Consider the following 12,157-nt stretch of genomic DNA (forward strand, 5'->3'; position numbering starts at 1 on the left):
CCACAGAGCCGGGATGGGAGCAGCCGCGCTCGCCTCGGAACTCGGAGCGACGGTATCGGCGTCCGCGGCCGCCCAGCAGCTCACCGGCGTCACCCTGGACTCCCGAGGGGTGCAACCCGGTGACCTGTGGTGCGCTCTGCCCGGGGCCAACGCCCACGGCGCGGACTTCGCGCAGCAGGCCGCCGACCGCGGTGCCGTCCTCGCACTCACCGACCGGGCCGGGTCCGGCGCCTGCGAACGAGCCGGCCTGCCCGCACTGGTGGTCGAGGACCCCCGACGTGACACCGCCCGCGCCGCCGCCCTCATCTACGGCAGGCCCGCCGAGCAGCTGAGCACCATCGGCGTCACGGGCACCAACGGCAAGACCTCCGTGACCACCATGATCCACCGCACGCTGCTGGAGCTGGGTCGTGCGAGCGGTGTGGTGGGAACCAGTGGCACCAGCTACCGCGACGGCACCGGGGACGAGCACCTGATCGGCACCGTGCGCACCACCCCGGAAGCCCCGGAGCTCCACGGCCTCCTGGCCCGCATGGTCGAGGACGGCGTCCAGGTGTGCGGGATGGAGATCTCCTCCCACGCCCTGGTGCTGCACCGCGCCGACGAGGTGGTGGTGGACGTAGCCTGCTTCACCAACCTCTCCCAGGACCACCTGGACTTCCACCCCACCATGGAGGACTACTTCGAGGCCAAGTCCCGACTGTTCACCCCGGAGCACTCCCGTCGCGGCGTGGTGTGCGTGGACGACGAATGGGGCCGACGCCTGGCCCGCGAGGCCACCGTGCCCGTGACCACCTACGCCACCCTCCCCGGCGTCGAGGCCGATCACATGGCCGTGGACATCCGCCCGGACGATTACGGCAGCGTGTTTACCGTCGTCGGCCCGGACGGTCCGATCGCCCAGCGCCGCCTGCGTGCCGCCCTGCCAGGCCGCCACTATGTCGCAAACACCCTTGCCGCATCCCTGTTGCTGGAGGCCATCGGAGTGGCCGGGCCCGAGGTGGACGCCGCTCTCGGCACCGCCGGCACCGTGCCGGGCCGGATGGAGCCGGTGGCGCTGGCTCCCGTGCGCGGCATCGTGGACTACTCCCACACCCCGGATGCCCTCGAGCAGGCTCTGACCACCCTGCGTTCCGTCCCGGGCACCCGCCGGATCCTCTGCGTGATGGGCGCCGGCGGTGACCGGGACCGCGCCAAGCGACCGGTGATGGGAGAGGTTGCCGCGCGGCTCGCCGACGTGGTGATCATCACCGACGACAACCCCCGGACCGAGGACCCGGCCGCGATCCGTGCGGCGGTGCGCGAGGGCATCCCCGCGGGCTCGGACGCCGAGGTGCACGTGGTGGACGGCCGCGGGAACGCCATCGACCTGGCCGCCTCCCTGGCGGACGTGGGCGACACCATCCTCGTCTCCGGCAAGGGAGCCGAGACCGGGCAGGACATCGGCGGTATCGTCCATCCGTTCGATGATCGCCTCCATCTGCGCGACGCCCTCGCCGCGCGGCCCGGATCGGGCGACCCCCAGCCTGACGGAGGACACTGAGCATGCTCACGACCACGGCCCACGACATCGCGCGACTCACCGGCGGCACCCTGGTGGGAGGAGCCACCGGTGACGAGCGCGTCACCGGAGAGGCCCGCATCGACTCCCGCACCGTCAACGAGGGCGACCTGTTCGCCGCCTTCGTGGGCGAGAACGTGGACGGCCACGACTTCCTGCACGCCGTGATGGAGGCAGGCGCCGCACTGGCACTGGTGTCCCGCGAGCCCGGCGCCGGGATCCCCGCGGTCCTGGTGGAGGACGTGCAGGAGGCACTGTCGGTCCTGGCCCGCGACCAGCTCGAACGTGCCCGCCGCGAGAACCCCGCGCTGCGCGTGGTGGCGGTGACCGGCAGCGCCGGCAAGACGGGCACCAAGGACCTGCTCGGCGTCGCCCTCGGCGCCGTCGGCCCCACCATCGCCCCCGTGGGCAGCTTCAACAACGAACTGGGCCTGCCGCTGACGGTGCTGCGCCTGGACGAGCACACCCGCTTCCTGGTGCTGGAGATGGGCGCCCGCGGCCCCGGCCACATCACCCACCTCACCTCCATCGCCCGCCCCGACATCGCCCTGGTCCTCAATGTCGGCTCCGCCCACCTCGGAGAGTTCGGCTCCGTGGACGGCATCGCCCGTGCCAAGGCCGAACTGGTCCAGGCCCTGGGTCCCGACGGCCGAGCGGTCCTGAACGCCGAGGACCCCCGCGTCGCCGCGATGGCGGAACTGACCGAGGCGCCCGTGGTCACCTGGGGCCTGGACCACGGCGACGTGCGCGGCACCGACCTCCAGCTGGACGAGGACGCTCGCGTGAGCGTGACCCTGAGCATCCCGGAGGGCCTCGTCCGACCGGACGGTTCGCCGGTTCCGGCCGGATCGTTCGAGGTGCGTCCCGACCTGCTGGGCGAGCACCAGGCCGCTAACGTGGTCGCGGCACTCACCGGCGCCGTCCTGGCCGGCGCCGATCCCGCCCAGGCCGCCGCCTCACTGAAGGGTGTGCGCCTGGCCTCCGGACAGCGCATGGAAGCCCTGCGCGCCGGGGGAGTGCTGGTGATCGACGATGCCTACAACGCCAACCCCGACTCGATGCGTCTGGCCCTGAAGACCCTCGCCCACCTGGGCCGGGGTCACCGCACCATCGCCGTGCTGGGCGAGATGCTCGAGCTGGGTGATCAGTCGGTGCGGCTTCACGACGAGATCGGTCGTCTGGCCGTGCGTCTGAACATCGGCCAGCTGATCGTGGTGGGCCGGGGCGCCGCCCCCATCCACCAGGGAGCGAGCCTGGAGGGCAGTTTCGGCGGTGAGTCGATGCAGGTCGCCGACGTGGAGGAGGCCCTCGCTGTGCTAGAACGGATCCTGGCGCCCGGTGACGTGGTGCTGCTGAAGTCGTCCCGGGATGCCGGGTTGCGCCGACTGGCACGGCCGCTCGCGGCCCACCTGGGGCGCAGCGCGGACCGCGCCCGGAACCAGGACGGAGGAGATCACGCATGATCGCGATCATCATCGCCGGCGCGATCGCCCTGGTGCTGTCGATCCTGGGGACCCCCCTGTACATCCGCCTGCTGGTCAAGCGCGGCTACGGGCAGTTCATCCGCGACGACGGCCCCACCTCGCACGCCACCAAGCGCGGTACCCCCACCATGGGCGGGGTCGCCATCATCCTGGCCACGCTCCTCGCCTACGGCATCACCCACCTGGTGCTGTGGACCCCTCCCAGCGCGTCGGTGCTGCTGGTGCTGTTCCTGATGGTGGGCCTGGGAGCCGTGGGCTTCCTGGACGACTACCTCAAGATCGCCCAGCAGCGCAGCCTGGGCCTGCGCCCGCGCGAGAAGCTGCTGGGGCAGTTCCTGGTCGCCACGGCCTTCGCGGTGATGGCCCTGTTCTTCCGCGACGAGTCCGGCCTCGCCCCGGCCTCCACCAAGATCTCCTTCGTACGCGACATCCCCTGGCTGAACCTCGCCTTCGGAGGCACCGTGGCGGGCTTCATCCTGTTCGCGGTCTGGGCGAACTTCCTGGTGGCCGCCTGGTCCAACGGCGTCAACCTCACCGACGGCCTGGACGGCCTGGCGTCCGGTGCCACCATCATCTTCACCGCCGCCTACCTGGTGATCTCCTTCTGGCAGTGGCGCCAGCTGTGCAGCGTGGACCTCGCCGCGGGCGGCACCGTCAGCTGCTATGACTCCCGTGACCCGCTGGACACTGCCGTGCTGTGCGCCGCGATCATCGGCGCCTGCGTGGGCTTCCTGTGGTGGAACACCTCGCCGGCGAAGATCTTCATGGGCGACACCGGCTCCCTGGCCCTGGGCGGCGCCATCGCGGGCCTGACGATCATCACCCGCACCCAGATCCTGGGCGCCATCATCGGTGGCCTGTTCGTGATGATCTCCCTGTCGGTGATCATCCAGGTGGCCAGCTTCAAGACCACCGGCAAGCGCGTGTTCCGGATGGCCCCCCTGCAGCACCACTTCGAGCTCAAGGGATGGAACGAGGTCACCATCGTGGCCCGCTTCTGGATCGTGGCCGGCATCCTCGCGGGCCTGGGCCTGGGCCTGTTCTACCTCGACGCCCTGCCGAGGCTCACCTCATGACCGCGGCCGCCTCCGGCATCCCCGCCGAGCAGCGCGCCTGGCCAGGCATGGACGTGGCCGGCCTGCGCATCCTGGTCACCGGGTTCGGCGTCTCAGGCTACGCCGTGGCCGACCAGACCATGCAGCGCGGCGCCCGTGTGCTCGTCGTCGACGGCGCCGACACCCCCGAGAACCGCGAGAAGGCACAGATCCTCGAGGTGCTCGGCGTCGAGGTGCGGCTCGGCGCCGAGCACACCCGCGCCCTGCCCACCGACCGCGAGTTCGACCTGGTCGTCACCTCACCCGGCTGGCGCCCCGAGCAGCCCCTGCTCGTCCAGGCACAGCAGGCCGGCATCCCCGTGTGGGGCGAGATCGAGCTGGCCCGTCGCATGCAGGCCGTGGACGGTCCCGCCTGGCTGGGCATCACCGGCACCAATGGCAAGACCACCGCCGTGACCATACTGGAGTCGATCCTGCAGCACGCGGGCCTGCGGGCCGTGGCCTGCGGCAACGTGGGGCTGCCGGTGATCGAGGCGGCCCTGGACCCCGAGGGCTTCGACGTGCTCGCGGTGGAGCTGTCCAGCTTCCAGCTGCACCGCACCGAGCACCCCGGCTGCGAGTCCGCGGTGGTGCTGAACGTGAGTGACGACCACCTGGACTGGCACGGCAGCGCCGAGGCCTACGCCCGCGACAAGGGTCGCATCTACGAGGGCGTGGAGCGTGCCTGCGTGTACAGCATCGCCGACCCCACCACCCGGCGCCTGGTCGAGCAGGCGGACGTGCTCGACGGCGCCCGCGCCATCGGCATCACGCTGGGCTCCCCGGGCCCCTCCGAACTCGGAGTGGTGGACGGGATGCTGGTGGACCGCGCCTTCGTCCCCGACCGCCACCGGCAGGCCGCCGAGCTCGCCACCCTCGAGGACCTCGCCCACCTCGGCCCCCACGGCGCCGGCCCCCACATCGTGCTGGACGCCCTGGCTGCGGCCGCGCTGGCCCGCGCCCACGGCGTGGAGCAGAGCGCAGTGCGCGACGGCCTGCGCGCCTACCGCCTGGGCCGTCACCGCGCTGAGCTGGTGGCCCGCATCGACGACGTGGCCTGGGTGGACGACACCAAGGCCACCAACCCCGCCGCCGCCCGGGCGTCCCTCGCCGCCGCCGAGAAGGTGGTGTGGATCGCCGGCGGAGACACCAAGGGAGCCGACGTCGACTCGCTGGTCCAGGCCGTCGCCGGCCGCCTGAGCGGTGCGGTGCTGCTGGGCGTGGACGCCGCCCCGTTCACCGAGGCGCTGGCACGACACGCCCCGGACCTCCCCGTGGTGCGCGTGGATCCGGGTGACACTGGCGATGCCGCCGGGCGCTCCGATCTGATGGAGCAGGCGGTGCAGGCCGCCCACTCCCTCGCTTCGGCGGGGGATGTGGTGTTGCTGGCACCGGCCGCCGCCTCGATCGACCAGTTCCGCAACTACGCGGAGCGAGGGGAGCTGTTCGCTGCGGCCGTGACCCGACTGGCAGGAGCGAACGGATGACGACGCAGGAGACCCGCCGGTCCACCCGCGTGCTGCGGCCCGAGGAGGAACGGCCCCTCGGTGACGTCGGCCCCAGGCTCCGCGCCGGTCTCGGCTCCTGGTTGAAGTCCCCGGCACTCGACTTCTACGCCCTCATCGTGATCGGCACCCTGCTGGTGGGGGTGGGCCTGATGATGGTGCTGAGCTCCACCGCGGTGCTGAACATCTCTCGCGGACAGTCCGGCTTCGCGGGCCTGGCGAAGCAGGGCACCTTCGCGGCCCTCGGGCTGATCGCCCTGGTGATCGCCGCCTCCCTGCCGCCGGGCTTCTACCGCAAGGCCGCCTGGCCCCTGTTCATGCTGGGCCTGGCCCTGCAGACCCTGGTGCACACCCCGCTCGGGCACGAGGTGGCCGGCAACCGCAACTGGATCCTGGTCAACGGGCAGACCCTCCAGCCCTCGGAGTTCCTCAAGCTGTCCCTCGCGGTGTGGATGGCAGCGGTGCTCTCGATGAAGCGTCCCCTGCTGCATCGCCCCTTCCACCTGATCGTGCCGATGGCGCCCGGGGTGGCTGCAGCCCTGGGCCTGGTGGTGCTGGGGCACGACCTGGGCACCACGCTGGTGATGTGCCTGCTGGTGGCCGGCGCCCTGTGGGTGGCCGGTGTGCCGCGCCGCTGGTTCGCCCTCGGTGGCGGCATCGGCCTCATCGGCGTGGTGGCACTCACCGTCACCAGCAGCAACCGCATGGGGCGCATCAACTGCTGGCTCAAGGGCGATTGCGTCGGCGACTCCAGCTACCAGTCAGATCAGGGCCTGATGGGCCTGGCCGAGGGCGGCTGGTGGGGCGTTGGCCCCGGCGAGTCCCGCCAGAAATGGGGCCGCCTGCCCGCCGCGGAGGACGACTACATCTTCGCGATCCTCGGTGAGGAGTTCGGCCTGATGGGCACCCTCGGGGTGCTGTTCCTGTTCGCCATGCTGGCCCTGGTGCTGTGCCGCATGATCACCCGCACCGACGACGTGTTCCGTCAGATCGCCGTCGCCGGCATCGCCTCCTGGCTGCTGGGGCAGGCGTTCGTGAACATGATGGTGGTGACCGGCCTGATGCCGGTGATCGGCGTGCCGCTGCCGTTCATCTCCTCCGGCGGCTCGGCTCTGCTGGCCTCCATGGCCGCCCTCGGCGTGCTCCTGTCCTTCGCCCGCAACGAACCCGGTGCCCGCGAGGCGATCACCGCCCGCATGGGAACGGTGCGCAGCTCGGTGAGCGTGCTGCCCGCCCCGCGCGACGGGTCCACCGGGGATTCCCGCCGCTCGCGTCGTTCCCAGAAGCGCGTGCAACAGGCCCAGAAGCGTGTCCGTCGCGCCCAAGCCGGGGGCCGACGATGAGCCGTCCCCTGCGCGTGCTGCTGGCCGGTGGTGGCAGCGCCGGTCACGTGTCCCCGTTGCTGGCCACCGCGGCGCGCATCCGGGAGGTCGAGCCCGAGGCCGAGATCCTGGTGCTGGGCACCGCCACCGGCCTGGAGGCCGATCTGGTGCCGGCCGCCGGGTACGAGCTCGCCACCATCGACAAGGTCCCCTTCCCGCGTCGCCCAGGGAAGGCCGCCGCCCGTTTCCCCCTGCGGCTGGCTGCCACCGTGCGCCAGGTGCGCGCCCTGCTGCGCGAGCGGCGGATCGACGTGGTGGTCGGCTTCGGCGGCTATGTGTGCCCGCCCGCCTACCTCGCCGCCGCGGCTGCCCGGGTCCCCCTGGTGGTGCACGAGGCGAACCGCCGCCCGGGCCTCGCCAACCGCCTCGGAGCCCTGCGTGCCACGGACGTGCTCACCGCGCTGGACGGCACCGCACTGCGTGGTGCACGCCGCATCGGGATGCCGATGCGGGAGGGCATCGCCCACCTGGATCGCGCTGCCCGTCGCGACCAGGCCGTACGGGACCTGGAACTGGACCCCGCCCGTCCGGTGCTGCTGGTCACCGGCGGCTCCCTCGGTGCGCAGCGGCTGAACGACGCCGTCAGCGCCGCCGCCCCGGCGTTCCTCGAGGCCGGTGCCCAGATCCTGCACATCACCGGACGCGGCAAGAGCGGGGACGTGACCCCTCTTCCCGGCTACCGGGTGGTGGAGTACGTGCGCGCCATGGAGGACGCCTACGCCGCCGCGGACCTCGCCCTGACCCGCTCCGGGGCCGGCACCGTGTGCGAGCTGACCGCCGTGGGGCTCCCCGCGGTGCTGGTGCCCCTGCCCATCGGCAACGGGGAGCAGGCCCTGAACGGACAGGACGTGGTGAGCGCCGGCGGTGCGCTGATGATCGAGGACTCCCAGATCACTGCGGCCCGCCTGGTTCAGCAGGTGCTGCCGCTGTTGCTGGACGATGAACGACGCGACACCATGGCTGCCGCTTCCCGCCGCTTCGGGATCACCGACGCCGCCGAGCAGCTGGCCGCGATCGTGATCTGTGCCGCACGCCGAGCCTGACGGCCCGCCCCCGCACGTGCCGTTACCGTGAAGCCATGACCTCACCCGAGCCCCGCACCATCCTCACCCCCGGGGACGTCGTCACCCAGTCCCGCTGGCCCTCGGACGCGCCCGTGCGCTCCGTGCACGTGGTGCGGATCGGCGGCGCGGGCATGTCGGCCGTGGCGCGCCTGGCGCTGGAGGCGGGCCTCATGGTCAGCGGCTCCGATTCCCAGGACGGCCAGTTCATCGGCCCCCTGCGCGAGGCCGGCGCCCGCATCGGCATCGGCTTCGACGCCGCCTTGCTCGCGGAGGACCTGGACCTGGTGGTGGTCTCCACCGCCGTGCGCGCCGACAACCCCGAGATCATCGCCGCGCACGAGCGCGGGATCCCCGTGATCCACCGCGCCGCAGCCCTCGCTGGGCTGATGGGGGAGTGGGACCTGGTGGCGATCGCCGGCACCCACGGCAAGACCTCCACCACGGGCCTGGCCACGATGGCACTGCGCGGCGCAGGCCTGGACCCGGCCTGGGCGCTCGGCGCTGCCGTGCCGGACCTGGGCCGCAACGCCGGCTTCGGTGCGGGCCCGGGCGCGGGCCCCTCGGCGGGCGGTATCGCGGTGATCGAGGCCGACGAGTCCGACGGGTCCTTCCTCGCCTTCGCCCCCCGCTCCCTGGTGGTCACCAACCTCGAGCCCGACCACCTGGACTTCCACGGCGACGAGGCCACCCTGGTGGCCGGCTTCGAGGCCCTCACCTCGCAGGTCCTGCCCGGCGGCACCCTGGTGGTGTGCGCTGACGACGACGGGGCCCGTAGGCTGGGGGAGCGGGCCGCCTCCCGCGGTGTGCAGGTGGCCACCTACGGCACCGGTGAGGACGCCGACTGGCGGGTGCTCGCCGAGGACGCCGGCCCCCGGGGCACCGAGGTGTCCCTGGAGACCCCGCGCGGCCCGCTCCAGCTGCGACTTGCCGTCGCCGGTCACCACAACGTGCTGAACGCCGTGGGGGCCCTGGCGGGAACCGCCGGCGCAGCCCCCGTCGCATCGCTGGGAGCACTCGCCGAAGGTCTGGGCCGCTTCACCGGTGCCTCGCGCCGCTTCGACCTGGCCGGGGTGGTGGGCTCGATCACGGTCATCGACGACTACGCCCACCATCCGCGCGAGGTGGCAGCCACCCTCGAGGCCGCCCGCGGGATCGTCACGGACCAGGAAGCAGGTGGCCGGGTGCTGGCCGTGTTCCAGCCCCACCTGTTCTCCCGCACCCGTGACTTCGCCGCGGAGTTCGCCGCCGCCCTCGCCGGTGCGGACCGGGCCTGGGTGATGCCCGTCTACCCCGCCCGCGAGGACCCGGACCCCACCGTGGACGCCCGCACCATCACCGACCACGCCGGCTCCGCCGCCGAGGTGCGCCCCCTCGATGATCGATCCGCAGTGCCCACCGAGGTGGCTGCCGTGGCACGCCCCGGTGACCTGGTGCTGATGCTGGGGGCCGGCGACATCGTCGAGGACACCCCCGCGGTGATCGATGCCCTGCGTGAAGCTCGAGGGCAGGCCTGATGGCCCGTCGGCCCACCGCGCCGCGCCCCGCGAGCACCACCCGGCGGGCGACGCAGTCGGAGAAGCCTGACAAGCGGGCCGAGAAGCCGGCCGAGCGGACGGAGAAGCCGGCCAAGCGGGCCGAGGAACCGGCCAAGCGGGCCAAGGAACCAGCGCCGCCGGTCGCGCCGTCCCAGGGCCCGGAGAAGTCCGCGCCGCGGTCGGCCGCGCCGACGTACGGCAGGCGCGCCGAGCCGCAGGCCGAGCTCGGCACCCCTCGCGAGGAACGCGGTGGCGAGCGCGTGGTGCAGGCCGCGGACCGCTTCCGGGGCCTGGTGGCCGGGCGTCCCTGGCGCCGACGCCGCCGCGCGATCATCAACGGTGCGGTGATCACGGCTCTGCTGCTGCTCGCTGCGCTCTCCGCGGCGATCTGGCTGCCCGCCCTCCGGCTCCAGCAGGTCACCGTCTCCGGGCTGGGCTACGTCCAGGAGCAGACGGTGCGCGAGCAGCTCGACGGGCGCCTGGGTGACAGCGTGCTGCTGCTGCCCACCGAGGCCATCAGTGAGGACGTCACGACGATCCCCGGGGTGCACAGCGCCCAGGTGGAGCGCCGGTGGCCCGACGGCATGCACGTGACCGTCGTCGAGGCCGAGCCCGTCGCCCAGCTCACCCGGGCCGACGGCACCGCTGCGGTCGTCGACGCCTCCGGGGCCGAGCTCCCGCCCGAGGCCGCCGAGGGCGCCACCCTGGTGCCACTGACCGTGGCCCCCACCTCCCAGGACCCGGAGGGAGCGGCAGAGGCGCTGACCGAGGTGCTGGCCGAACTGCCCGACCCGCTGCGTCCGGCCCTGCAGGGGATGACCGCCTCCTCTCCCAGCGACGTCACCTTCACCCTGGCGCTGGAGGACGGCGGGACGAAGACGGTGGTGTGGGGCGATTCCCGCGATGCCGAGCTCAAGGGCGAGGTGGTCCAGGCGCTGCTGCCCGAACCGGGCTCGGTGATCGACGTCTCCTCGCCCGTCGCACCGGTCACCCGCTGATCGTCCCGGTCACCCGCTGATCAGCGGTCCCGGCGGGTTTCTCCTCACGACACGCGCGTGCGGTCGTTGCGCCCCGCCGGAGTCGTCCCTAGCGTCGAAGAGAAGGAACGGGGACGCGAAGTCCGAACCTCAACTCGAGGTCGAGGGTTCAGACCCGTTCGACAGCAGATCGACAACAGCAAGGACATCAACGTGGCCGGATCCCAGAACTACCTCGCAGTCATCAAGGTCGTCGGCATCGGCGGCGGCGGTGTCAACGCCGTCAACCGCATGATCGAGGCCGGTCTCAAGGGTGTCGAGTTCATCGCCATCAACACCGACGCCCAGGCGCTGCTGATGTCGGACGCCGACGTCAAGCTCGACGTCGGCAAGGAGATCACCCGCGGGCTCGGCGCCGGAGCCGACCCGGAGGTCGGCAAGAAGGCCGCCGAGGACCACGCGGAGGAGATCGAGGAGGTGCTGCGAGGCGCCGACATGGTCTTCGTGACCGCCGGCGAGGGCGGTGGCACCGGCACCGGTGGCGCCCCCGTGGTCGCCAAGATCGCCCGCAGCCTGGGCGCACTGACCATCGGTGTGGTCACCCGCCCCTTCACCTTCGAGGGCCGCCGCCGCTCCACCCAGGCCGAGTCCGGCATCGCCGGCCTGCAGGCCGAGGTGGACACCCTGATCGTGATCCCCAACGACCGCCTGCTCTCCATCGCCGACAAGCAGGTGTCCATGCTGGACGCCTTCAAGTCCGCCGACCAGGTGCTGCTCTCCGGTGTCCAGGGCATCACCGACCTGATCACCACCCCGGGCCTGATCAACCTCGACTTCGCCGACGTCAAGTCCGTGATGCAGGGCGCCGGCAGCGCCCTGATGGGCATCGGCTCCTCCCGGGGAGACGACCGCGCTCTTCAGGCCGCCGAGCTGGCCGTCTCCAGCCCGCTGCTGGAGGCCTCGATCGACGGCGCCTACGGCGTGCTGCTGTCCATCCAGGGTGGCAGCGACCTGGGGCTGTACGAGGTCTCAGAGGCCGCCCGTCTGGTGCAGGAGGCCGCTCACCCCGACGCCAACATCATCTTCGGCGCTGTCATCGACGACGCCCTGGGCGATGAGGTGCGGGTGACCGTGATCGCCGCCGGTTTCGAGGCCGGGGGCCCCACGCAGCGCTCCGAGCAGCAGTCGCGTCCCGCCCCGCGTCCGGAGCCGGTGCAGCCCCGCCCGGCCCCCACCGAGCGCACGTCCTCCTCGCACGGCTCGAACGGTGCCGGTGCCGGTGCGGCGGCCGGCGGCGCAGGTGGCTGGGGCGTACCGCAGCAGACCTTCGCCCCCTCCGGTCCCGCATCCCGTCCGGCCAACGAGCAGCAGCACGAGCCGATGACCGAGCAGATGGACCCGGCCGACCAGGAGGACGACGGCCAGGAGCAGGACCGCTCCCAGTCCGCCCGTCCCGTCCCGGCCCCGCAGTCCGAGCCGGTGCGCCCCCCGCGCATCGAGGAGCCGCCGGCCGATGACGACGACCTCGACCTGCCCTCGTTCCTCAAGTGACGAA

At 72.5% G+C, this 12,157-nt stretch carries 9 protein-coding genes; all 9 read left to right on the forward strand.

Annotation, left to right across the window (positions count from 1 at the left end; translation table 11 throughout):
• Positions 1-13: 13 nt before the first annotated feature.
• The 9 genes from JOD52_RS04075 (at position 14) to ftsZ (ending at position 12,153) form a co-directional block, all read left to right on the forward strand.
• Positions 14-1,543 (forward strand): UDP-N-acetylmuramoyl-L-alanyl-D-glutamate--2,6-diaminopimelate ligase, encoded by a 1,530-nt coding sequence (locus JOD52_RS04075; protein WP_239552089.1) that lies wholly within the window; start codon positions 14-16, stop codon positions 1,541-1,543.
• Between the two features lie 2 nt (positions 1,544-1,545).
• On the forward strand, positions 1,546-3,024 hold the full coding sequence (locus tag JOD52_RS04080) for a UDP-N-acetylmuramoyl-tripeptide--D-alanyl-D-alanine ligase (RefSeq protein WP_204408861.1): 1,479 nt from the start codon (positions 1,546-1,548) through the stop codon (positions 3,022-3,024).
• Positions 3,021-4,121, forward strand: a complete 1,101-nt coding sequence (gene mraY / locus JOD52_RS04085; RefSeq protein WP_204408862.1) for a phospho-N-acetylmuramoyl-pentapeptide-transferase — start codon at positions 3,021-3,023, stop codon at positions 4,119-4,121. Before JOD52_RS04080 ends, mraY begins: the two co-directional genes overlap by 4 nt.
• Positions 4,118-5,626: a UDP-N-acetylmuramoyl-L-alanine--D-glutamate ligase gene (gene murD, locus JOD52_RS04090; RefSeq protein WP_017822735.1), complete on the forward strand. Its 1,509-nt coding sequence runs from the start codon at positions 4,118-4,120 to the stop codon at positions 5,624-5,626. Before mraY ends, murD begins: the two co-directional genes overlap by 4 nt.
• Positions 5,623-6,987: a putative lipid II flippase FtsW gene (gene ftsW / locus JOD52_RS04095; RefSeq protein WP_017822734.1), complete on the forward strand. Its 1,365-nt coding sequence runs from the start codon at positions 5,623-5,625 to the stop codon at positions 6,985-6,987. The genes murD and ftsW overlap by 4 nt, the downstream gene beginning before the upstream one ends.
• Entirely contained in the window at positions 6,984-8,069 is a 1,086-nt protein-coding gene (gene murG / locus JOD52_RS04100; protein WP_017822733.1) for an undecaprenyldiphospho-muramoylpentapeptide beta-N-acetylglucosaminyltransferase, read from the forward strand. The genes ftsW and murG overlap by 4 nt, the downstream gene beginning before the upstream one ends.
• Before the next feature lie 35 nt (positions 8,070-8,104).
• On the forward strand, positions 8,105-9,604 hold the full coding sequence (murC, locus tag JOD52_RS04105) for a UDP-N-acetylmuramate--L-alanine ligase (protein ID WP_017822732.1): 1,500 nt from the start codon (positions 8,105-8,107) through the stop codon (positions 9,602-9,604).
• Positions 9,604-10,623 carry a cell division protein FtsQ/DivIB gene (locus JOD52_RS04110; RefSeq protein WP_204408863.1) on the forward strand — a complete coding sequence of 340 codons (1,020 nt, stop codon included), beginning with the start codon at positions 9,604-9,606 and terminating at the stop codon, positions 10,621-10,623. The genes murC and JOD52_RS04110 overlap by 1 nt, the downstream gene beginning before the upstream one ends.
• Positions 10,624-10,815: 192 nt before the next feature.
• Positions 10,816-12,153 carry a cell division protein FtsZ gene (gene ftsZ / locus JOD52_RS04115; protein WP_017822730.1) on the forward strand — a complete coding sequence of 446 codons (1,338 nt, stop codon included), beginning with the start codon at positions 10,816-10,818 and terminating at the stop codon, positions 12,151-12,153.
• Positions 12,154-12,157 lie beyond the last annotated feature (4 nt).

Origin of the sequence: Brachybacterium muris, assembly GCF_016907455.1 — a bacterium.
Lineage (GTDB): Bacteria > Actinomycetota > Actinomycetes > Actinomycetales > Dermabacteraceae > Brachybacterium > Brachybacterium muris.